This window comes from Curtobacterium sp. L3-7, from assembly GCF_048756585.1.
Taxonomy (GTDB): Bacteria; Actinomycetota; Actinomycetes; order Actinomycetales; family Microbacteriaceae; genus Curtobacterium.
In genome coordinates this window covers 2540678-2561974 of the sequence record NZ_CP151474.1, presented here as the reverse complement: position 1 = coordinate 2561974, position 21297 = coordinate 2540678, and the positions used below count along the sequence as shown (strand labels likewise).

20 protein-coding genes are annotated in these 21297 nt (G+C 69.5%); 2 read left to right on the top strand and 18 right to left on the bottom strand.

The genetic code is table 11. The features are described from left to right. Nucleotides 1–2: 2 nt before the first annotated feature. From AAEP80_RS12480 to AAEP80_RS12395, 18 genes are all read right to left on the bottom strand, one after another. Complete coding sequence (locus AAEP80_RS12480) at nucleotides 3–2336, bottom strand: RelA/SpoT family protein (RefSeq protein WP_413601923.1); 2334 nt, start codon at nucleotides 2334–2336, stop codon at nucleotides 3–5. Nucleotides 2337–2396: 60 nt separating this feature from the next. Next, nucleotides 2397–2735, bottom strand: a complete 339-nt coding sequence (locus AAEP80_RS12475) for a rhodanese-like domain-containing protein (RefSeq protein WP_413601924.1) — start codon at nucleotides 2733–2735, stop codon at nucleotides 2397–2399. 5 nt (nucleotides 2736–2740) lie between these two features. Continuing rightward, nucleotides 2741–3739, bottom strand: coding sequence for a protein translocase subunit SecF (gene secF, locus AAEP80_RS12470; RefSeq protein WP_281264557.1), 999 nt, complete (start codon nucleotides 3737–3739; stop codon nucleotides 2741–2743). Beyond that, nucleotides 3739–5493 carry a protein translocase subunit SecD gene (gene secD, locus AAEP80_RS12465; RefSeq protein WP_402728731.1) on the bottom strand — a complete coding sequence of 585 codons (1755 nt, stop codon included), beginning with the start codon at nucleotides 5491–5493 and terminating at the stop codon, nucleotides 3739–3741. Before secD ends, secF begins: the two co-directional genes overlap by 1 nt. A 95-nt stretch (nucleotides 5494–5588) precedes the next feature. Continuing rightward, on the bottom strand, nucleotides 5589–5975 hold the full coding sequence (locus tag AAEP80_RS12460; RefSeq protein ID WP_420364647.1) for a preprotein translocase subunit YajC: 387 nt from the start codon (nucleotides 5973–5975) through the stop codon (nucleotides 5589–5591). Between the two features lie 82 nt (nucleotides 5976–6057). After that, nucleotides 6058–7095, bottom strand: a complete 1038-nt coding sequence (ruvB, locus tag AAEP80_RS12455) for a Holliday junction branch migration DNA helicase RuvB (RefSeq protein ID WP_281264554.1) — start codon at nucleotides 7093–7095, stop codon at nucleotides 6058–6060. Beyond that, nucleotides 7092–7715: a Holliday junction branch migration protein RuvA gene (gene ruvA, locus AAEP80_RS12450; protein WP_420364646.1), complete on the bottom strand. Its 624-nt coding sequence runs from the start codon at nucleotides 7713–7715 to the stop codon at nucleotides 7092–7094. Before ruvA ends, ruvB begins: the two co-directional genes overlap by 4 nt. Next, nucleotides 7712–8392 (bottom strand): crossover junction endodeoxyribonuclease RuvC, encoded by a 681-nt coding sequence (ruvC, locus tag AAEP80_RS12445; protein ID WP_420366863.1) that lies wholly within the window; start codon nucleotides 8390–8392, stop codon nucleotides 7712–7714. The genes ruvA and ruvC overlap by 4 nt, the downstream gene beginning before the upstream one ends. A gap of 20 nt (nucleotides 8393–8412) precedes the next feature. Continuing rightward, nucleotides 8413–9183 carry a YebC/PmpR family DNA-binding transcriptional regulator gene (locus AAEP80_RS12440; protein WP_402728728.1) on the bottom strand — a complete coding sequence of 257 codons (771 nt, stop codon included), beginning with the start codon at nucleotides 9181–9183 and terminating at the stop codon, nucleotides 8413–8415. Between the two features lie 106 nt (nucleotides 9184–9289). Then, nucleotides 9290–9901: a pyridoxal 5'-phosphate synthase glutaminase subunit PdxT gene (pdxT, locus tag AAEP80_RS12435; protein WP_420364645.1), complete on the bottom strand. Its 612-nt coding sequence runs from the start codon at nucleotides 9899–9901 to the stop codon at nucleotides 9290–9292. Continuing rightward, complete coding sequence (gene pdxS, locus AAEP80_RS12430; protein WP_281264550.1) at nucleotides 9891–10817, bottom strand: pyridoxal 5'-phosphate synthase lyase subunit PdxS; 927 nt, start codon at nucleotides 10815–10817, stop codon at nucleotides 9891–9893. The genes pdxT and pdxS overlap by 11 nt, the downstream gene beginning before the upstream one ends. 13 nt (nucleotides 10818–10830) lie before the next feature. Then, nucleotides 10831–11403, bottom strand: a complete 573-nt coding sequence (locus tag AAEP80_RS12425) for an HIT family protein (protein ID WP_420364644.1) — start codon at nucleotides 11401–11403, stop codon at nucleotides 10831–10833. Beyond that, on the bottom strand, nucleotides 11403–13325 hold the full coding sequence (gene thrS, locus AAEP80_RS12420) for a threonine--tRNA ligase (RefSeq protein WP_420366862.1): 1923 nt from the start codon (nucleotides 13323–13325) through the stop codon (nucleotides 11403–11405). The genes AAEP80_RS12425 and thrS overlap by 1 nt, the downstream gene beginning before the upstream one ends. A 154-nt stretch (nucleotides 13326–13479) precedes the next feature. Beyond that, nucleotides 13480–14022: an adenine phosphoribosyltransferase gene (locus AAEP80_RS12415; RefSeq protein WP_281264548.1), complete on the bottom strand. Its 543-nt coding sequence runs from the start codon at nucleotides 14020–14022 to the stop codon at nucleotides 13480–13482. Nucleotides 14023–14082: 60 nt separating this feature from the next. Then, nucleotides 14083–14316, bottom strand: coding sequence for a hypothetical protein (locus tag AAEP80_RS12410; RefSeq protein WP_413601932.1), 234 nt, complete (start codon nucleotides 14314–14316; stop codon nucleotides 14083–14085). A gap of 600 nt (nucleotides 14317–14916) precedes the next feature. Beyond that, nucleotides 14917–17520, bottom strand: coding sequence for an ATP-dependent Clp protease ATP-binding subunit (locus tag AAEP80_RS12405; protein ID WP_420364643.1), 2604 nt, complete (start codon nucleotides 17518–17520; stop codon nucleotides 14917–14919). Between the two features lie 131 nt (nucleotides 17521–17651). Next, the gene (ybaK, locus tag AAEP80_RS12400) at nucleotides 17652–18137 is read right to left on the bottom strand and encodes a Cys-tRNA(Pro) deacylase (RefSeq protein WP_420364642.1); all 486 of its coding nucleotides are present in this window, start codon (nucleotides 18135–18137) and stop codon (nucleotides 17652–17654) included. Nucleotides 18138–18528: 391 nt separating this feature from the next. Further along, nucleotides 18529–18723 carry a hypothetical protein gene (locus AAEP80_RS12395; protein WP_413601935.1) on the bottom strand — a complete coding sequence of 65 codons (195 nt, stop codon included), beginning with the start codon at nucleotides 18721–18723 and terminating at the stop codon, nucleotides 18529–18531. A 93-nt stretch (nucleotides 18724–18816) separates the two neighbouring features. Between AAEP80_RS12395 and AAEP80_RS12390 the strand changes: the two genes are divergently transcribed. Further along, entirely contained in the window at nucleotides 18817–19686 is an 870-nt protein-coding gene (locus AAEP80_RS12390) for a hypothetical protein (RefSeq protein ID WP_420364641.1), read from the top strand. A gap of 227 nt (nucleotides 19687–19913) precedes the next feature. Beyond that, nucleotides 19914–21278 carry an MFS transporter gene (locus AAEP80_RS12385; protein ID WP_420364640.1) on the top strand — a complete coding sequence of 455 codons (1365 nt, stop codon included), beginning with the start codon at nucleotides 19914–19916 and terminating at the stop codon, nucleotides 21276–21278. The last annotated feature ends 19 nt before the right edge of the window (nucleotides 21279–21297 follow it).

Genomic DNA, 21297 nt, shown 5'->3' with positions numbered 1-21297 from the left:
GGTCAGCCTGCGCTGACGCGGTAGACGTCGTACACGGCGTCGATGCGTCGCACCGCGTTGAGGACGCGGTCCAGGTGCGTCGTGTCACCCATCTCGAACACGAACCGTGACAGCGCGAGACGGTCCGACGACGTCGACACGGTGGCCGACAGGATGTTCACGTGATGGTCGGTCAGCACCCGGGTGACGTCGCTCAGCAGTCCCGACCGATCGAGCGCTTCGATCTGGATCTGGACCAGGAACACCGACTTCGACGACGGCGCCCACTCGACCTCGATCATGCGGTCGGGTTCGTTCATCAGCGACTTCACGTTGGTGCACGATGCCTGGTGCACGGACACACCCTGCCCGCGGGTGATGAACCCGACGATCTGGTCGCCGGGAACCGGGGTGCAGCACTTCGCGAGCTTGACGAGGATGTCGGGCGCCCCGCGGACGAGCACGCCACTGTCGCTGTTGCGGAGCTGCCGGCTCGTGACCTGCCGCGGGAAGGCGAGCTCCGGTTCGTCCGTCTCGGTCTCGGTCTGGACGCCCGCGAGCACCTTCTCGATCACCGACTGCGTCGAGACGTGTCCCTCGCCGATCGCGGCGTAGAGCGCGGAGACGTCGTCGTACCGCATCGCGGATGCGACCTCCGAGATGGAGTCCTGGCTCATGATCCGCTGGAGCGGCAGGTTCTGCTTGCGCATCGCACGGGCGATGGCGTCGCGGCCCTGCTCGATCGCCTCTTCGCGGCGCTCCTTGGTGAACCACTGCTTGATCTTGTTCCGCGCGCGGGGGCTGCGGACGAAGGTCAGCCAGTCCTGGCTCGGCCCGGAGTCGGGGTTCTTCGACGTGAAGATCTCGACGACGTCACCGCTCGACAGCGAGCTCTCGAGCGGCACCAGGCGACCGTTCACCTTCGCGCCCATCGTGCGGTGTCCGATCTCGGTGTGCACCGCGTACGCGAAGTCGACCGGGGTCGCACCGGCGGGGAGCCCGATGACCTTGCCCTGCGGCGTGAAGACGTAGGTCTCCTTCGCGCCGATCTCGTAGCGGAGGGAGTCGAGGAACTCGCCGGGGTCGCTGGTCTCGGCCTGCCAGTCGGTGATGTGCGCGAGCCACGCCATGTCGTCGTTCGCGCTCGAGCTGTCCACGTCGCGACCGGCGGCACGCTGCTTGTACTTCCAGTGCGCGGCGACACCGAACTCGGCGCGCTGGTGCATCTCGTGCGTGCGGATCTGGATCTCGACCGGACGTCCCTGCGGCCCGAGGACCGTGGTGTGCAGCGACTGGTACAGGTTGAACTTCGGGGTCGCGATGTAGTCCTTGAAACGCCCGGGCAGCGGGGTCCAGCGCGCGTGCACGGAGCCGAGCATGGCGTAGCAGTCGCGGACCGTGGGGACGAGCACCCGGATGCCGACGAGGTCGTAGATCTCGTCGAACTCGCGGCCCCGGACGATCATCTTCTGGTAGATCGAGTAGTACTGCTTCGGCCGGCCCATGACCTCGCCGCGCACCTTGGCGGCCTTGAGGTCCTTCTTCAGCGTCCCGATGACGTTCTGGACGAACTGCTCGCGCTTCGGCTGCCGTTCCTTGACCAGGCTGTCGATCTCGACGTAGAGCTTCGGGTGCAGCACCGCGAACGACAGGTCCTCGAGCTCCAGCTTGATCATCTGGATGCCCAGACGGTGCGCGAGCGGCGCGTAGATCTCGAGGGTCTCCTTGGCCTTGCGCGTGGCCGAGGTGGACTCGACGAAGCCCCACGTCCTGGCGTTGTGCAGGCGGTCCGCGAGCTTGATCACCAGGACCCGGATGTCCTTCGACATCGCGATGACCATCTTGCGGACGGTCTCGGCCTGGGCGCTGTCGCCGTACTTGACCTTGTCGAGCTTCGTGACACCGTCGACGAGCATCGCGATCTCGTCGCCGAAGTCGTGGCGCAGCTGGTCGAGCTGGTAGTCGGTGTCCTCGACCGTGTCGTGCAGCAGCGCAGCCGCGATCGTGATGGGCCCGATGCCGAGGTCCGCGAGGATCTGCGCGACCGCGACCGGGTGCGTGATGTACGGCTCGCCGGACTTGCGCTTCTGGCCGTCGTGCGCGCGTTCCGCGACCGAGTACGCACGCTCGATCAGCGTGACGTCCGCCTTCGGGTGGTGCGAGCGCACGGTCCGGATGAGCGTGTCGACGGCACCGGCCGGCTGGGCGCGGGAGAACAGGCGCGGCAGCAGGGACCGGAGGGAGCCGAGGTTGCCCGTGGTGTTCGGGCCCACGGGCGGGCTGGACGGCAGCGGGGACGGACCGGGGCGGCTCGCGGCGGAGTCGTCCTGCGCCGACGTCTCACGGATGTCCGTCATGCTGCGTCTCCCAGAACTCGAACCGGCCGAACTCGATCCGACCAGACTACGCGCGTGTCGTCAGTGCTCGTGACCACGTTCGCGCTGGGCGTCGGCGCGCTCCACCGGCGCACCGGCGGCTTCCCACGCCACCATGCCGCCGGCGAGGTTCACCGCAGGGACGCCGGACTGCTCGAGGGCCGCGACGACCCGGGCGGACCGCATGCCGGAGTGGCACACGATGATCGCCGGGTCGTCGGTCGGCTGGATCTCGGTCCACCGGGTCTGGAACTCGGACATCGGCACGAGGGTGGCCTGGGGCGCGTGGACCTCGTCCCACTCCCCCGGCTCGCGCACGTCGTACAGACGCGCGCCGTTCTCGATGCGACGGAGAGCCTCGTCGACGGTGATCTCGTCCATGCGGCTCAGGCCTCGACCGGCGCGGCGGTCTCCGCACGCTTGCGCGCGGCGGCGGCCTTCTTCGCGTCGGCCTGCTTGATCTTCGGTTCGTTCTCACGCAGGTGCGCGTACATCGGCGACGCGATGAAGATCGTCGAGTACGTCCCGACGATGATGCCGATGAACAGCGCGAGCGAGATGTCGCGCAGGGTGCCGGCGCCGAGCACGTACGACCCGATGAAGAGGATCGCCGCGACGGGCAGCAGCGCCACGACGGACGTGTTGATCGAGCGGACCAGGGTCTGGTTCACCGCGAGGTTGACCGACTGGACGAACGTCCGGTGCGATTCCTGCGCGGTGTTCTCGCGCACCTTGTCGAACACCACGACGGTGTCGTACAGCGAGTACCCGAGGATCGTCAGGAAGCCGATCACCGCGGCCGGCGTGACCTCCAGCCCGACGATGCCGTACACACCTGCGGTGATCAGGAGGTCGTGGAGCAGCGCCACCATCGCCGACAGCGACATCTTCCACGTGCGGAAGTACAGCGCCATGAACACCGCGGCGAGGGCGAGGAAGATGATCAGACCACGGATCGCCTGTGCGAGCACGTCGGCGCCCCAGGTCGCACCGATGAACGTCGACGCGACCTGGCCCCTGTCGACGTCGTACGCGTCGGCCAGCGCGGACTGGATCTGCGTCGTCTCGGCATCGGTGAGCTGCCCGGTCTGCACGCGGATGCCGTGCGTTCCGAGCTGTGAGACGCGCGGGATCTCGTCGGGGACGATCTTCTCGACCGTGTTCGTCGCGAGGTTCTGGTTGACGGTCTTGACGTCGGAGATCGTGAACTCGGACCCACCGGTGAACTCGATGCCGAGCTGGTACCCGCCGCGGAGCCACGGCACCGCGAGGGAGATCACGATCGCGGCGATCGCGATGATGTACCACGTGCGACGGCGTCCGACGATGTCGTACGAGCGCTTGCCCGTGTAGAGGTCGTTGCCGAACTGGCTGAAGCTCGCCATCAGCTGTCCTTCCCGTTCGGCTTGCCGCCGTTGTCGGTGGTGTCGCCGTTGCCGGCCTTCCGCTCAGCGATCGTCTGGCGGCGCTGTGCCTCGCCGGCGGCCCGCTGGCGCTTGCCGTCCACGACGGGCGCACGGAACTGCGCACGACCGCGGTAGACCGCGCCGAGGGCTGTCGGGTCGAGGCCGCTGAACCGGTGCCCCTCGTTGAAGAAGCGGCGACGCGAGATGAGCTGCAGCATCGGGTGCGTGAAGAGGATCACGACCACGACGTCGATCAGGGTGGTGAGGAGCAGCGTGAACGCGAAGCCCTTCACGTCGCTCACCGCGAGGATGTAGAGCACGATCGCCGCGAGGAAGTTGATCGAGTCGGACGCCAGGATCGTGCGCAGCGCGCGCTTCCAGCCGGACTCGACCGCTCCCTCGAGCGCCCGACCGTCACGGAGTTCGTCACGGATGCGCTCGAAGTACACGATGAACGAGTCCGCCGTGATGCCGATCGCCACGATCAACCCCGCGACGCCGGCCAACGACAGTCGGTAGTCGACGCGCCAGGACATGATCGCGATCACCAGGTACGTCAGGGTGGCCGCGACACCGAGCGAGAGCACCGTGACGAACGCGAGCGCCCGGTACTGGATCACCGAGTAGATGATCACCAGGATGAGCCCGATCAGGCCGGCGACGAGACCGCCGATGAGCTGCGCGGTGCCCAGGGTCGCGGAGATGTTCTCGTTCGACTGGACCTTGAAGTTGATCGGCAACGCGCCGTACTTGAGCTGGTCAGCGAGGGTCTTCGCCGACTCCGCGGTGAACGAGCCGGTGATCTGGGCCTTGCCGTTCGTGATCGCACTGTTGGTCTGCGGGGCCTCGATGACGGATCCGTCGAGGACGATCGCGAACTGGTTCTGCGGCGACTGCAGGGACACCAGGCGGTTCGTGACGGCCCGGAACTCCTTCGTGCCGGTGCCGTTGAAGTCGAGGGTCACCGCCCACTCGCCGGTCGTCGTGCCCTGCGAGTTGGAGGCGAGGCCCGAGGTCGCGTTCGAGATGTTGGCGCCGTCCACCTCGACCGGGCCCAGGATGTACTTCGACGTCCCGGACGCGTCACACGTCACGAGCGGCTGGTCGTCCGGCGCGGTGGTGACGTCGTCCGGCGCCTTGCAGTCGTAGTTGGTGTACAGGTCCTGCAGCTTCGGGGTGACCCAGGCGAGATCGCTCGCGCTCGTCGGCTTCGTGCTCGGCGTCGCCTGCAGCGATGCCGGCGGCGAGTACGGCGTCGGGGACGCGGACGACGACGAGCCGTCGCCGACGGCGCTGTTCGTCGCGGCTTCGGTGTAGAGCACCGGGCGGAACGTCAGCTTCGCAGCTGCTTCGATGCGCGAGATGGTCTGCTGGTCGGGCTTGCCCGGGATCGAGACGACGATGTTGTTCGCGCCCTGCGTGTTGATCTCGGACTCCGAGACGCCGGTGGCGTCGATGCGCTGGCGGATGATGTTCACCGCCTGCTTGAGCTGGTCCGATGTGACGGAGTCACCGTCGGTGCTCTGCGCCGCGAGGGTCAGCTGCGTGCCGCCCTGCAGGTCCAGTGCGAGCTGGGGGACCCAGCTGGCGCCTTCGAACCACTTGCCCGCGTCGTCCTTGGTGGTGCTGGCGAGGATCGACGCAGCCGTGTTCAGGCCTGCGAGGACCGCCATGATGATCACCAACCAGGTGAGCGAGCGCAGCGCTTTCTTGACGGGTGTCGATCGTGCCACCGGTCGTCTCGTCTTTCTGTCAGGACCGTCGACGAGTGCGCCGGCGGACGGAGTGATGCCGCCGGGTCACGAGTGTGCCCCGACGGCCGAGTGGTTCAGTCCTCGGACTTGCGCTTCGCCTGTTCGGCGTCGTCCGCACGCTCGCCGTAGACCGGCTCGCCGTTCAACTCGGCGACGGGCTTCGGCTCGTCTTCCGGGGTGGCGGTCGTCTCGATGTCCGACGCGGTGTCGTCGACGACACGCGAGAGGGTCTGACGGTGGACGGTGACGATGGTCCCAGGCGCGATCTCGACCTCGGCGGTGACCTTCTCGTCGTCGACCGACAGGAGCGTGCCGTAGAGACCGAAGGACAGCATGACGCGGGCTCCAGGGACCATCTTGGTCGCGAGCTCCGACTGCTGCTTCTTGCGCTTGCGGCTGTTGTAGAACATGAAGGCCGCGAACGCCACGACGATGACGATGAGGATGACTTCTTGACCCATGATTGCGATGCCTTCTCTGGTATTTCGGTTTCGGGCCGTAGCAGTCTAGGGCACGTGGCTGTGGCGGATGCCGCAGACGGGCCTACTCGTCGTCGAACAGCCCCGGTTGGGCGGAACCGGCCGGCTGACCGGGCGTGAGCCCGAAGTGTCGCCAGGCCGCCGGCGTGGCGATCCGACCCCGAGGAGTGCGGGTGACGAGCCCGATGCGGACCAGGAACGGCTCGACCACCGACTCGATGGTCTCGGATTCTTCCCCGACGGAGACCGCGAGCGTGTTCAGGCCGACCGGTCCCCCGTCGAACCGGGTGAGCATCGTCTCGAGCACCGCGCGGTCGAGTCGGTCCAGCCCGTACTCGTCGACGTCGTAGAGCTCGAGGGCGCCCTGCACCGCGGCCATGCCGTCCCGGGTGCCGTGCACGAGCGCGTAGTCCCGGACGCGGCGGAGCAGACGGTTCGCGATGCGCGGCGTGCCCCGTGACCGACCGGCGATCTCGCGGAGCGCGAAGCGGTCGAAGTCGAGTTCGAGCAGGTGTGCGGCGCGGATGAGGACCTGTTCGAGTTCGTCCCGTTCGTAGAACTCCAAGTGCGCCGTGAACCCGAAGCGATCTCGCAGCGGGTTCGGCAGGAGGCCCGCCCTGGTGGTCGCCCCGACGAGGGTGAACGGCGCGAGGTCGAGCGGGATGCTCGTCGCCCCCGCACCCTTGCCCACCATCACGTCGATGCGGAAGTCCTCCATCGCGAGGTACAGCATCTCTTCCGCCGAACGGGCCATCCGGTGGATCTCGTCGATGAAGAGGACCTCACCGGGCATCAGCGACGACAGGACGGCTGCGAGGTCGCCGGCGTGCTGGATCGCCGGACCACTCGACATGCGCAAAGGGCGACCGGACTCGTGCGCCACGATCATCGCGAGCGTGGTCTTCCCGAGCCCGGGCGGACCGGCCATCAGGATGTGGTCGGGCGTGCGGTCCTGCATCGCTGCGGCCTTGAGGAGCAGGTCGAGCTGGCCGCGGACCTTGCGCTGCCCGACGAACTCGGCGAGCGACTTCGGGCGGAGCGCGCCTTCGAACGCGAGTTCTTCCGGTGACTGGGCGTCCGCCGCGGTGATCCCGCCGCTCATCGGCCGGCCCCGGTCGGGCGGAGGGCACCGAGCGCGGCACGGAGCAGTGCCTGGGTCCCCATGGCCGCGACCCCGGGTTCGTTCGCGATCGTCTCGTCGACCGCGGAACGTGCTGCGTCTTCGCGCCAGCCGAGCCCGACGAGCGCGATGACGACGTCTTCCGACGCGGGGTGCGCCGTTGCGCCATGACCGGCAGCAGCTGTGGCCGACGAGGTCTCGAAGGCGGTGAGCTTGCCGGACAGCGCGACGATGATGAGCTTGGCGGTCTTCGGCCCGATGCCGGACACCTTCCGAAACGCGGCGTCGTCGTCGTTCGCCACGGCGTTCGCGATCTGTCCAGGGTCCATCGCGCCGAGGACACCGAGCGCCGACTTCGGGCCGACCCCGGACACGCTGCGGAGCAGGTCGAAGACGCGCAGCGCGTCGGTCGACTCGAACCCGAAGAGCAGGTGCTCGTCTTCACGCACGATCATCGCCGTGCGCACGAACACCTCGGCGCCGTGGCGCATGGTGAGTGCGTGTGCCGGTGTCACCGTGACGGCGTAGCCGACTCCCCCGACCTCGATCACGACGGCGGATCCGGCGACGTCGATGCAGGTGCCCCGGAGACTCGCGATCATGCCCCGAGCCTACGTCCAGCCGCCGACGTCCCCGACGCGGCGCGCTGTGCCCCCGTCCCCGAGCGCCCAGCGGACGCGGCGGCCGCCGCCGCGCGTGCGAGTGGCGAGGATGCCGTGCGCCCACCGGTCCCGGCCTGCGCGTCGCGCCACGCGCGCTGCGCCGGCGTCAGACTGCCGGACTGCACACCGACCTGGTCGGGTGCACCGAGCCTCCAGGCATGACAGACCGCCAGGGCGAGCGCGTCGGCGGCGTCCGCCGGCTTCGGCGCTTCGGCGAGACCGAGCACGCGCGCGATCATCGCCTGCACCTGCTTCTTGTCGGCGTTGCCGTACCCGGTGACGGCTGCCTTGACCTCGGACGGCGTGTGCAGCCCGACCGGGATGCCGCGCACCGCAGCGGCGTGCAGTGCCAGGCCGGACGCCTGTGCCGTGCCCATCACGGTGCGGACGTTCGCCTGGGCGAACACCCGCTCGACCGCGACGGCGTCTGGGTGGTGCTCCTCGATCTGCTCCGCGATCCCCGCGGCGATCAGGACCAGCCGCTGCTCGAGCGCCATGTCCGACGGGGTGCGGACCACGGTGACCGCGACCATGCGGGCGCGACGGTCAGGGGTGACCTCGACGACGCCGACGCCGCACCGCGTGAGCCCGGGGTCGACCCCGAGCACGCGGAGCACGGGCCCGGGGCGCGACAAGGTCAGTCCTCGTCCTCGTCCTGGTCGAGCTCGGCCTGGACGTCGGCGGGGATGTCGAAGTTCGCGTAGACGTTCTGGACGTCGTCGGAGTCTTCGAGTGCGTCGATGAGGCGGAACACCTTGCGGGCCGTCTCGGCGTCGACCGGGACCTTCAGGCCGGGCACGAACTCGGCGTCGGCGGAGTCGTAGTCGATGCCGGCGTCCTGCAGCGCGGTGCGGGCCGCGACGAGGTCGGTCGCCGAGGTGTAGACCTCGAAGCCGCCGCCCTGGTCGATGACGTCCTCGACACCGGCGTCGAGCACCGCGGTCATCACGTCGTCCTCGGACAGACCGTCCACCTTCGAGACGGAGATGACGCCCTTGCGCGAGAAGTTGTACGCGACGCTGCCCGGGTCGGCCATGGTGCCGCCGTTGCGGGACATCGCGGTCCGGACCTCGGCCGCTGCACGGTTCTTGTTGTCCGTGAGGCACTCGATGAGCATCGCGACGCCGTTCGGGGCGTAGCCCTCGTACATGATCGTCGTGTACTCGATGGACTCACCGGTCAGCCCGGCACCGCGCTTGATCGCGCGGTCGATGTTGTCGTTGGGGACCGAGGTCTTCTTCGCCTTCTGCACGGCGTCGACCAGGGTCGGGTTGCCCGACATGTCGGCGCCGCCCATCTTCGCGGCGACCTCGATGTTCTTGATGAGCTTCGCGAACGACTTGGCACGTCGCTGGTCGATGACGGCCTTCTTGTGCTTCGTCGTTGCCCACTTGGAATGCCCGGACACGGTTCTCCTTGCGTCTTGCGGAAAGTCCAGATCAGTGTAGCGATCTGGAGGCTCGGCGCGGTCCCGGCGCGCAGGCCGCGGTCCCGAGCGGATCAGGCGGAGCGGGTCAGGCGGAGCGGACGAGGTCCAGGAAGCGTCGGTGGAAGCGGTCCTCGCCCGTGACCTCCGGGTGGAAGGCGCTCGCGAGGACGTTGCCCTGCTGCACGGCGACCGCGCGGCCGTCCGGCAGCGCACCGAGGACCTGCACTCCGGCGCCGTGCCGCTCCACGATCGGTGCACGGATGAACACCGCGTGCACCGGCGCCTCGCCGAGGTCGGGCATCGGGATGTCGATCTCGAACGAGTCGTTCTGGTTGCCGAAGGCGTTCCGGCGCACCGTCGTGTCGAGCACGTCGAGCGTCTGCTGCCCGGCGGTCGCGTTCGTGATCCGGGCGCTCAGCATGATCATGCCCGCGCACGTGCCGTACGTCGGCAGGCCGTTCCGGATCGCAGCGGTCAGCGGCTCGGCGAGACCGAAGACCCGCGAGAGCTTGTCCATCACCCCGGATTCGCCGCCGGGGATCACGACGCCGTGCAGTCCGTCGATCTCCTCCGGGCGGCGCAGCGACACCACGTCGGCGCCGAGCTCGGTCAGCGAGACGATGTGCTCGCGGAAGTCGCCCTGCAGTGCGAGCACCCCGATGCGGGGCGCTGCACCACCGATGGGGCTACCAGCCACGCTCGGCGAGGCGGTGCGGCGCGGGGACGTCGGCGACGTTGATGCCGACCATCGCCTCACCGAGACCGCGGGACACCTCGGCGATGACCTTGGGGTCGTCGTGGAAGGTGGTCGCCTTGACGATCGCGGCGGCACGGGCGGCCGGGTCGCCGGACTTGAAGATGCCGGAGCCGACGAAGACGCCGTCTGCGCCGAGCTGCATCATCATCGCGGCGTCCGCCGGGGTCGCGACGCCACCTGCGGTGAAGAGGACGACGGGGAGCTTGCCGGTCTCGGCGACTTCCTGCACGACGTCGATCGGGGCCTGCAGCTCCTTCGCCGCGACGTACAGCTCGTCGGGGCGGAGGTTGCGGAGCGCCGCGATCTCCTTCGAGATGGTGCGGATGTGCTTGGTCGCCTCGGAGACGTCACCGGTGCCGGCTTCGCCCTTGGAGCGGATCATCGCCGCGCCCTCGGTGATGCGGCGGAGCGCCTCGCCGAGGTTGGTGGCACCGCAGACGAACGGAGTGGTGAACTTCCACTTGTCGATGTGGTTGACGTAGTCGGCGGGCGACAGCACCTCGGACTCGTCGATGTAGTCGACGCCGAGCTCCTGCAGCACCTGCGCCTCGACGAAGTGGCCGATGCGGGCCTTCGCCATCACCGGGATCGACACCGCTGCGATGATCTCCTCGATCATCGAGGGGTCGGACATGCGGGCGACGCCGCCCTGCGCGCGGATGTCGGCGGGGACGCGCTCGAGGGCCATGACCGCGGTCGCGCCGGCTTCTTCCGCGATGCGGGCCTGCTCGGCGTCGACGACGTCCATGATGACGCCGCCCTTGAGCATCTCCGCGAGGCCGCGCTTGACGCGCGAGGAGCCGGTGATGGACGTGCCGATGGGGTCCTGGCCGGGGGTACTGGTGCTGTCGCTCATGATGGCGACCAGTCTAGTGCTGCGCGGGCCACGCTTCCGCGACGAGCCGGCGGGTGTCCCCGAGCATCTGGGACATCGACTTGGTGCGGGCGATGATCGGGAAGAAGTTCGAGTCGGACTCCCACCGCGGGACGATGTGCTGGTGCAGGTGCCCGGCGACGCCCGCCCCGGCGACCTCGCCCTGGTTCATGCCGATGTTGAAGCCGTCGCAGTGGGAGACCTGCCGGAGGACCCGCATCGCGGTCTGCGTCAGCTCGCCGATCTCCCGGAGTTCCTCGGGGGTCGCCTCGTCGTAGAGCGGCGTGTGGCGGTAGGGGCAGACGAGCAGGTGCCCGTTGTTGTACGGGTACAGGTTGAGCAGGACGTAGGCGTGCTCGCCCCGCGCGACGATGAGCGCGTCCTCGTCGGACTCCCGCGGTGCTTCGCAGAACGGGCAGTCGTCCTTGTGCCCGCGGCCCTCGCCCTCGCGTCCGGCGTCGATGTACGCCATCCGGTGCGGGTTCCAGAGGCGCTGGAAGGCATCCGGGACGGCCGCCTGCGTGGCGGCGTCCCGGATGACCAGCGGCTCGTCCTGCTCTGCCGACATCAGACCTGAGCGCGCTCGCGGATCGCCGTGAGGATGCGCTCGACCGCCTCGTCCACGGGCACGCCGTTGTCCTGGCGACCGTCGCGGAACCGGAAGCTCACCGCACCGGCGTCGCGGTCGTCGCCGCCCGCGATGAGCTGGAACGGGACCTTCGCCTTGGTGTGCGTGCGGATCTTCTTCTGCATGCGGTCGTCCGAGTGGTCGACCTCTGCGCGGACGCCGTGCGCACGGAGCTTCGCGATCACCTCGTCGAGGTAGTCGGCGTACTCCTCGGCGACGGGGATGCCCACGACCTGCACCGGGGACAGCCACGCCGGGAACGCGCCGGCGTAGTGCTCGGTCAGCACGCCGAAGAACCGCTCGATCGAGCCGAACAGGGCGCGGTGGATCATCACGGGACGCTGACGGGTGCCGTCGGCTGCCGCGTACTCGATGCCGAAGCGCTCGGGCAGGTTGAAGTCGAGCTGCACGGTCGACATCTGCCACGTGCGACCAATGGCGTCGCGGGCCTGGACGGAGATCTTCGGGCCGTAGAACGCAGCGCCGGCGGGGTCCGGCACGAGCTCGAGCCCGGACTCCTCGGCGACCTCGCGCAGGGTGTTCGTCGCCTCTTCCCAGACGTCGTCGTCGCCGACGTACTTCTCCGGGTCCTTCGTGGAGAGCTCGAGGTAGAAGTCGTCGAGGCCGTAGTCGCGCAGCAGCGAGAGGACGAACTGGAGCGTCGTGGTCAGCTCCTCCTTCATCTTCTCCTTGGTGGTGAAGATGTGAGCGTCGTCCTGGGTCATGCCGCGGACCCGGGTGAGGCCGTGGATGACGCCGGACTTCTCGTTGCGGTAGACAGTGCCGAACTCGAACATCCGCAGGGGCAGGTCACGGTAGGACCGTGCTTGCGAGCGGTACGCCAGGATGTGCATCGGGCAGTTCATCGGCTTGAGGTAGTAATCGGCGCCCTGCCGGGTGACGTTGCCGTCCTCGTCCACCGCCTGGTCCATGTGCATGGGCGGGAACATGCCGTCCTTGTACCAGCCCAGGTGCCCCGACTGCTCGAACAGGTCGCCCTTGGTGATGTGCGGCGTGTAGACGAACGAGTAGCCGTTCTCCTCGTGCCGACGACGCGAGTAGTCCTCCATCTCGCGGCGGATGATCCCGCCCTTCGGGTGGAAGATCGCCAGGCCCGAGCCGATCTCGTCCGGGAACGAGAACAGGTCGAGCTCGGCACCGAGCTTGCGGTGGTCGCGCTTGGCCGCTTCCTCCAGACGCACGAGGTACGCCTTGAGCTGGTCCTTGTCCGGCCATGCGGTGCCGTAGATGCGCTGCAGCTGCGGGTTCTTCTCGGAGCCGCGCCAGTAGGCGGCGGCGACGCGCATCAGCTTGGCGGCGTTGCCGATCCACCGGGTGTGCGGGACGTGCGGGCCGCGGCAGAGGTCCTGCCAGACGACGTCCCCGGACTTCGGGTCGACGTTCTCGTAGACGGTGAGTTCACCGGCGCCGACCTCGACGCTCTCGCCGGAGTCGCCGTCGGCCGCGGCGCCCTTCAGGCCGATGAGCTCCTGCTTGTAGGGCTCCCCTGCCATCAGCTCGCGGGCTTCGTCGTCGGTCACGACCCGGCGACGGAAGCGCTGGGCCTGCTTGATGATGCGGTCCATGCCCTTCTCGATGGCCTTGAGGTCCTCGGGCGTGAACGGCTCGGCGACGTCGAAGTCGTAGTAGAAGCCGTCGGTGACGGGCGGGCCGATGCCGAGCTTGGCGTCGGGGTTGATCTGCTGCACCGCCTGCGCGAGGACGTGCGCGGCGGAGTGGCGCAGGACGTCGAGGCCGTCCTGCTCGTCGAGGGTGACCGGCTCGGCGGTCTCCCCCGCCTGCACGTCCGCGGCGAGGTCCTTGAGGACGCCGGCGACGCGGATCGCGACGATCCCGCGCACGCCGTCGAAGAGCTCGGTGCCCGTCGTGGTCGTCGTCGCGGTCCGGGGCTCGGGTGCCTGGGGAAGCTCTGCGGGCTCGGGTGCGACTGACTCGGTCACGATGATGGGACTCCTCGGTTGGATGGGGTGGATCAAGACTAGTGCGCGAGGGCGGTCACGCCGGGACCATCCCGAGCGTCGTCACGGGCAGGCGCGGTTCGATGCGCTCCCGGCCCGCGAGCCCGTCGAGTTCGAGCAGCGCCGCGAACCCGATGGCCTGGTATCCGGCGCGTTCCAGCAGCGTGATCGTGGCGTCCGCGGTCCCGCCGGTCGCGAGGACGTCGTCCACCACGAGCACGCGCGTACCGGCCGGGAGCTGACCCGGACGGAGCTCGAGCTCGGCCTCGCCGTACTCGAGCGCGTACTGCTCACTGAGGACCTCGCCGGGGAGCTTGCCCGCCTTCCGGATCGTCAGCACGCCGACCTGGTGCTGCGCGGCGATCCCGCCGGCGAGTGCGAACCCGCGTGCTTCGATGCCCGCGACGGCGTCGAACCCGGCGCCGATCGCGAACGGGGCTGCGAGGGCTTCGCAGACCCGTCCGAACGCCACGGCGTCGGAGAACACCGGCGTCACGTCACGGAACAGGATCCCCGGCTTCGGGAAGTCCGGGACGATGGCGGTGAGTCGTTCGACGAGGGCAGCAGCGGTTTCGGTCACCCGACAACGGTACGGGTTCGACGACGGACGCCCGGCACACGGGGTGCCGGGCGTCCGTCGTCAGCGCCACACGCGCATGCCGGCACCGAGCATCAGCCACTGGGCTTCACGCTCGGCGCGTTCGCGATCGAGCTGCACGCGCAGCGCGGGGTCGATCGAGGGCCGGACGCGACGGGTGCGGCGGCTCCAGATGATGAGTGCCATCCCGATGCGCAGCGCGACCCGGTCGGTCAGGGAGACCGTGCGGGGCGCGTCGAGCGCTTCGGGGGGACGGAGGACGGACTTCGTTGACATCGTGGTCACCGTTCGATGAAGGAATGTTGAACAAGAAGAGGGCATGGTGAATCACCCCATGCCGGGCGTGGGGAATGGACCGGACCCGAAATCGATGCATTCGCACCGAATGACCCGGAATCGGTCAGGAGAACGTCGTGACACGGAAATCGTCGCAGCCACCACCGACATTCCCGACGGCATTCCCGGTCGTCGTCGTGCGCCAGAATGACCGCGATGCGGCGGTCCGGCGAGCACCGACGACGGCCGGTCAGCCCCGGACGATCCCTGCGCGAGCGGTGCTCAGCGCGCACACCGAAGGGGTGCGGAGATCAGGCGTGTGGCGGACGTTCCGCGTCAGCGGGACCCGGCGAGCGGGGCGCCGGTGATCCCACGGACTGCACGGAACGGCGTCTGCGTGGTGATGGTGTTGGTGAACATGTCGGCCCCCTTTCGGCACGAGGTCTGGGTGCCGCGACCAGATCGTTCGCGGCGTGAGAACACTATCCACATTCCCGGCAGGAGCGCAAGCACAAATCGGAAGAAAGAAGAATTGCATTCCCGAACACGACGAACGCCCCGGAACCCATGCGGTTCCGGGGCGTTCGGGATCGAGCTGGACTAGACGCCGACCGCTGCCTGCGCGCGCACGACCAGGCCGTCCTCGCCGACGGTCACGCGGACCGTGTCACCGGCCTGCACGGCACCGTCGACCACGAGGGTCGCGATGCGGTCGTCGACCTCGCGCTGGATCAGCCGGCGCAGTGGACGGGCGCCGTACTCCGGCTCGTACCCGTGCTCGGCGAGCCAGTCGACCGCCTCGTCGGACACCGACAGCACCATGTCCTGCGCGATGAGTCGCATCGCGGTCTCCGAGACGAGCAGGGAGACGATCGCGTGCAGCTGCGCACGGTCGAGCTTGCGGAACAGCACGATGTCGTCGATGCGGTTGATGAACTCGGGGCGCATGGCCTCGCGGAGCTTGCCCATCACCCGGTTCCGCAGGTCCTCGTCCGAGTAGCCGCCGTCCGCCGACGCCGAGAACCCGAGCGCACCGGAGCGCGACGCGAGGAACTCGGACCCGATGTTCGACGTCATGATGACCACCGTGTTCCGGAAGTCGACCGTCCGACCCTGTCCGTCGGTCAGGCGACCGTCGTCGAGCACCTGCAGGAGCAGGTTGAACACGTCCGGGTGTGCCTTCTCCACCTCGTCGAGCAGGACGACCGAGTACGGGTTGCGACGGACGCGCTCGGTGAGCTGACCGGCCTCGTCGTAGCCGACGTACCCGGGAGGGGCGCCGACCAGTCGGGAGACGGTGTGCCGCTCGCCGAACTCGCTCATGTCGAAGCGGAGCATCGCCGACTCGTCGCCGAACAGCGACGCCGCGAGCGACTTCGCCAGCTCGGTCTTGCCGACGCCGGTCGGCCCCAGGAACAGGAAGCTGCCCACCGGTCGGCGCGGGTCGCCCATGCCGGTCCGGTTGCGCCGGACCGCCGTGGCGATCGCGCGGACCGCGTCGTCCTGGCCGACCACGCGTTCGTGCAGCTCGGACTCGAGCGCGGCGAGCCGCGTCCGGTCGCCCTGCGTCAGCCGGGTGGCGGGGATCCCGGTGGCGCGGCTCACCACGGCAGCGATGTCCGCTTCCGTGATCTCGCCGGTCACACGGTCCTGTTCAGCGACTGCCGGACTGGAGGCGCGGCTGACGTCCGCCGACCTGGCGGCGGTGATCCGGGCCTCCAGTTCGACCGTCTGGTCGCGCAGGCGCGACGCCTCCTCGTACAGCTCCTCGGCGACTGCGCGGTCCTTGTCCGCCAGGAGCTCGGCGAGCTGGTCGCGGAGGTCCTCGACGTCGACCTCGCCCGAACGGGCGAGCCGACGGCGTGCGCCGGCCTGGTCGATGAGGTCGATGGCCTTGTCCGGCAGGTGCCGGTCGGTGACGTAGCGGTGCGACAGCTCGACCGCGGCGCGGAGGGCGTCGTCGGTGTACGTGACACCGTGGTGCTCGGCGTAGCGCGGGGCGAGGCCGGTCAGGATCGCGACGGCGTCCTCGACGCTCGGCTCCCCCACCGTGACGGGCTGGAAGCGACGCTCGAGTGCCGCGTCCTTCTCGATCCGTCGGTACTCGTTCAACGTCGTCGCGCCGACCATGTGCAGGTCACCGCGTGCGAGCCGGGGCTTGAGGATGTTGCCGGCGTCCATCGAGCCGCCCTCGCCGCCACCACCGGCACCGACGACGGTGTGGAGCTCGTCCACGAAGACGATGAGCTCGTCGGCGTGCGCCGCGATCTCGTCCATCGCCTTCGTGAGGCGCTCCTCGAAGTCACCGCGGTAGCGGGTGCCGGAGAGCATGCCGGCGAGGTCGAGGGAGACGACGCGCTTGCCGTGGAGCAGGGCGGGGACGTCACCGTCGGCGATGCGCTGTGCGAGTCCCTCGACGATGGCGGTCTTGCCGACACCGGGCTCGCCGATCAGCACGGGGTTGTTCTTGGTGCGACGGAGCAGGATCTCGACGGTCTGCTCGATCTCCTCCGCACGCCCGACCACGGGGTCGATGCGGCCGTCACGAGCGCGCTCGGTCAGGTCGGTGCCGAACTGGTCGAGCGTCGGGGTGTCCGACTGCTCCTGCTGGTCCGCCTCGGTCGTTCCCGGCATGGGACGCCCCTCTCGAGCCGCCTCTGCGGCCTGTTGTGCGTAGGACTGCATGACCTGGGGCGTCACGCCGGCGCTCGCGAGGAGCTGGCCGGTGACGGTCTCCTGGTCCATCACGAGCGCGAAGAAGACGTGCTCGGGGTCGGTGTAGGTGCTGCCGAACCCGCGCGCGGCCTGCGTCGCCTCCACGAGGATGCGCTGCGCGGACGGGGTCAGCGCCGGGCGCCCGTCGACGCGGACGTCGGACGGGGCCGGGAGTCGCTGCTCGATCTCCTCGGCCAGGCGCTCGGGGTCGACGCCACCGGAGCGGATCACGGCGTCGAAGGGCTGGGTGCGGACGAGCACGTGCAGGATGTGCAGTGCGTCGATCTCGCGCTGCCCCTGCGCCACCGCGAACTCGGCGGTGTGCTGGAGCAGCTCGTGGGTGCGACGGCTGAGCAGTCGCGTGATGTCGACGGGGCGTCCCAGCGAACGGTAGCGCTGGGTGTCACCGTCGGTCTGCGCCGCGAGCAGGCGGGCGAGGAACTCGTCGAACGAGTCACTGCCGCCGGTCGGGCCGAACGTCTCTGGCAACGGGACCTCCTGGGAACTTGAGTGCCTTTGACTCAATGCAACGCAGGAGGCGCCGGGTCATTCCCGGTCGTGCGAGAAACTTGCGGCGAACCGACTCAGGTCCAGGATCAGGGCCGCACTCAGGTCCGGGCTCAGGTGCGGGCGATCGCGGCGGTCGTGGCCTCGGTGACCGCGAGCAGGTCGCTCGGGGCGATCTCGATGTCGAAGCCCCGACGGCCGCCGGACACGAAGATCGTCGCGTACTCGGTCGCCGATTCGTCGAGCACGGTCCGGATCCGGGAGCGCTGGCCGACGGGGCTGATCCCGCCGACGACGTAGCCGGTGCGCTTCTCGGCGAGGGCAGGGTCGGCGAGCGTGGCCTTCTTGCCCCCGACCGCCGCCGCGATGGCCTTGAGGTCGAGACGGTTCGCGACCGGGACGATCGCGACCGCCAGGGCCCCGTCGACGGAGACGATCAGCGTCTTGAAGACCTGTTCCTCGCGGAGGCCGAGCGCGGCCGCCGCCTCTTCGCCGAAGTTCGTCGCGGTCTCGTGGTGCTCGTACACGTGCGGGGTGAACGGGACGCCTGCCCGCTCCAGCGCGAGCGTCGCAGGGGTGCTCGGAGATCCAACGCTCATGCCGTGATCCTCCCCCGTCCGGGACGCATGCCGTCGGCGGCACGCGGGGTTGCGCCGAACCTCGTGCGCCCCGGTGGAGTGCGCAGCAGTGTTCCGGGCCGGGTACACGGGTCGAATGCGTGGAAAGGGTGGCACGAGGGATCCGGTGGCGGCCACGACTGCGCACTCGATCGCTTTGGGCTCCGGGAGCCGGATCGAGTGCGCGGAAACGGTCAGGGGGACTGGATTCGGGTCGCCACGAGTGCGCACTCGATGGGGTTGGGCGCCGGGACTGGATCGAGTGCGCGGAAACGGTCAGGGCGACCGGGAGCGAGATCGTGTCGCCACGAGCGCGCACTCGATCGGGCGGGGCTTGGGGCTGGTTGGGGGCGCTGGCGGAGAAGCCGGCGGATCAGCCCTCGTGCTGCGGGCCCTGGTCGACTGGGTCGTACTCGGTGCCGCGGCCCTGCTCCTCCTCTGGGAGCGGGACGTGGCGCTCCGTGCCACTGCCACCGGGGTTCGTGGCGACGTAGTCGGCCTCGCCGGACTGCGTGTCGTGGCTGACGGGTTCGACGATCTCGGGGTCGGGTTCGCGGGGTGAGGTCATGCGCCAGGCCTACTCCCCCGAACTGGGCGAGCACGGCGCGCGGCGGAGTGCCACGATGAGCGGGAGAGCAGCGGCCGGAATCCGGGAGCACGCATGGCCGACGACGGCGACGACACCACGGACGCCCGAGCGCGCCTGGAACGCGTGGCGTGGGGTGCGGGGTCGACCGAGGCGGAGGCCGCCAAGGCGCGCATCGCGCTCGCTGACCTCGATCGACGGGCGCAGCGACGCTCGAGCGCCGTCCGCCGCGAGCCCACGGCAGCGGAGACCGTCCACGGACCTGCCACAGCGCCGGTGCCCGAGTCGGCCACGGCGCCGAGACCCGACCCCGTGCCGGACGAGCGGCCGATCGACCAGGGTCACCCGGGCCTCCAGGCCGAGGTCGACCGATCGACCGAGCCGGACCGCCGGTCCGGTGCAGACGACGAGTCCGTGACGCAACCGTCGTCGGTCTGGGCGCGCGTGCGGCGGGTGCTCGGCGAGCGGCGTGCGCGACCGTGGATCGCCGGCGGCGTCGCCGCGTCCGTCGTCGTCGCGTTCGGCACCGGACTCGTCGTCGGGACCGCACGTCCGGACACACCCGCGTCGCCGTCGGTGACCCCGACCGCTGGAACGGTGACCCTCGAGCAGCTCCTCGACGCGCCGCAGACGTACGCGGACCAGCTGCCGGGCTCGTTCGAGGTGCCGGTGAGCCTGCACACGACCCGACTCGTGTTCACGAACCGGTCGCTGAGCGGCGACGACTCGGCGACACCGTGGAACGTCTGGGCGGGCGTCGGCTCCGACCGGTCCACGATCTGCCTGGTGGCGACGGCGGACCGGCTGCAGGCCACGACTGCCTGCTACCCGCGGGAGGACGCGTTGCACGGGTCGGTGTCGCTCTCGGCGTCGTCGCTCAGCGGGACGCTCACGGTCAACCTCTCGGGTGGCGGCGTCCAGGGGCTCGTGACGAACGAGTACTGATCGGGAATGTCCGCGCCGCTGCTGCGTTGGAGCGCTCCTAGAAGATTCACGGCGGTGCCTCTCGCCAGGCTCGGGACATCGTGCAACACTGGATGGACCGCACTCGCCGTGGAGTGATCAACCACACACCAACCCGCGAGCGCGCACTGCCCGACCGACCCGGTCGTGGTGTCGCCGACGTGACATCCCCGTCGCGCGCTCCGCCACGCCTTGAGGAGGTCAGCACCGTGTCCACCAGCACAGCGTCAATCAGCACGACCACGTCCACGGTCTCGACTTCCGTCCTGACCTCGAAGGCCGTCGTCGGCATCGCCGTCCTCGGCCTCGCGACCTTCTTCGCGATCACGACCGAGCTGATGCCCGTCGGGCTGCTCGGCACCATGAGCACGGACCTCGGCGTCACCGAGTCCACCATGGGCATCGTCATCACCGTCTACGCCACCGCGGTGGCACTGCTCGCGCTTCCCCTGACGTCGCTCACCGCACGGTTGCCGAGGAAGACCGTGCTCGTGTCGACGCTCGTCGGGTACACCGTCTCGAACCTGATGATCGCGCTCGCGCCGTCCTTCGCGATCGTCTGTGCCGGCCGGGTCGTCGGTGGCATCGCGCACGCGCTGTTCTTCTCGGTCGCGTCGGCGTACGCCACGCGCATCGTGCCACCGCGGCTCGCCGGCCGTGCCATCGCGTTCGTCTACTCCGGCAGCTCGCTGGGCTTCGTCATCGGCGTGCCCTTGGCAACCGGGGTCGGCGAGTCGATCGGGTGGCGCCCGGCGGTCGGTGCCGTCGCGGTCTGCGCGGCGATCCTGGCCGTGGTGGCCCTGGCGTTCCTGCCCGGTGTCCGCGGGACGTCCTCGCCGCACATCGGGTCGCCGAAGGCATGGGCGCGCAGCGGGCTGCTCGCCGTCGTCGTGGCCGACCTGCTGCTCTTCGCTGGGCACTACATCGTCTACACGTACATCGGGCCGTACGCGATCGACGCCGGGCTCGCCTCGGGCCTCGTGAGCGGGGCGCTGCTGGTCCTCGGCGGCACCGGGGTGATCGGGCTCTGGCTCGCCGGCATGTTCGTCGACAAGGCACCCCGGCAGACGCTCATCGCCGCGGTCGCCACGATGGCAGCCGCCTTCGTCGCACTGCCGTTCGTGCACGGTTCGCTCATCGGCACGATGATCGTCGCCGGCGTCTGGATGGCTGCGAACGGCACGACGGGGACGCTGTTCATGGCGGCTGCGATCCGCACAGGGGGCGTCTCCCCCGACATCGCGGGGGCGCTCGTCAACGGGGCGTCGAACATCGGCATCGCCGCCGGTGCGGCCATCGGCGGGCAGGTGCTCGGGCTCACGGGCATGCAGACGATGCCGTTCGCCGGAGCCGTCGTGCTGCTCGGGTCGCTCGGGGTCGTCGTCGCTGCCCGTCGGGGCTTCCCGCTGCGGACGACGCACCAGGAGCACCTGTCGACCTCGTCGATCGAGGCGATCACGTCGTCGCTCGGGGTCGTCACCACCTCGATGCCGACCATCAGCCGGGCGATCCAGACGATGACGGGGTCCGTCGCGACGATCACCGGGACGACGCGGACGCAGCAGTCACGCTGACGCGGCGGGCCGCGGCGCG

What these genes read in the sequence shown, in the direction of transcription:
- AAEP80_RS12480 (WP_413601923.1), bottom strand. Translation starts at nt 2,336, where the DNA reads ATGACGGACATCCGTGAGACGTCGGCGCAGGACGACTCCGCCGCGAGC.
- AAEP80_RS12475 (WP_413601924.1), bottom strand. Translation starts at nt 2,735, where the DNA reads ATGGACGAGATCACCGTCGACGAGGCTCTCCGTCGCATCGAGAACGGC.
- secF (WP_281264557.1), bottom strand. Translation starts at nt 3,739, where the DNA reads ATGGCGAGCTTCAGCCAGTTCGGCAACGACCTCTACACGGGCAAGCGC.
- AAEP80_RS12460 (WP_420364647.1), bottom strand. Translation starts at nt 5,975, where the DNA reads ATGGGTCAAGAAGTCATCCTCATCGTCATCGTCGTGGCGTTCGCGGCC.
- ruvB (WP_281264554.1), bottom strand. Translation starts at nt 7,095, where the DNA reads ATGAGCGGCGGGATCACCGCGGCGGACGCCCAGTCACCGGAAGAACTC.
- ruvA (WP_420364646.1), bottom strand. Translation starts at nt 7,715, where the DNA reads ATGATCGCGAGTCTCCGGGGCACCTGCATCGACGTCGCCGGATCCGCC.
- pdxS (WP_281264550.1), bottom strand. Translation starts at nt 10,817, where the DNA reads ATGAGCGACAGCACCAGTACCCCCGGCCAGGACCCCATCGGCACGTCC.
- AAEP80_RS12425 (WP_420364644.1), bottom strand. Translation starts at nt 11,403, where the DNA reads ATGTCGGCAGAGCAGGACGAGCCGCTGGTCATCCGGGACGCCGCCACG.
- AAEP80_RS12410 (WP_413601932.1), bottom strand. Translation starts at nt 14,316, where the DNA reads ATGTCAACGAAGTCCGTCCTCCGTCCCCCCGAAGCGCTCGACGCGCCC.
- ybaK (WP_420364642.1), bottom strand. Translation starts at nt 18,137, where the DNA reads ATGAGCGTTGGATCTCCGAGCACCCCTGCGACGCTCGCGCTGGAGCGG.
- AAEP80_RS12395 (WP_413601935.1), bottom strand. Translation starts at nt 18,723, where the DNA reads ATGACCTCACCCCGCGAACCCGACCCCGAGATCGTCGAACCCGTCAGC.
- AAEP80_RS12390 (WP_420364641.1), top strand. Translation starts at nt 18,817, where the DNA reads ATGGCCGACGACGGCGACGACACCACGGACGCCCGAGCGCGCCTGGAA.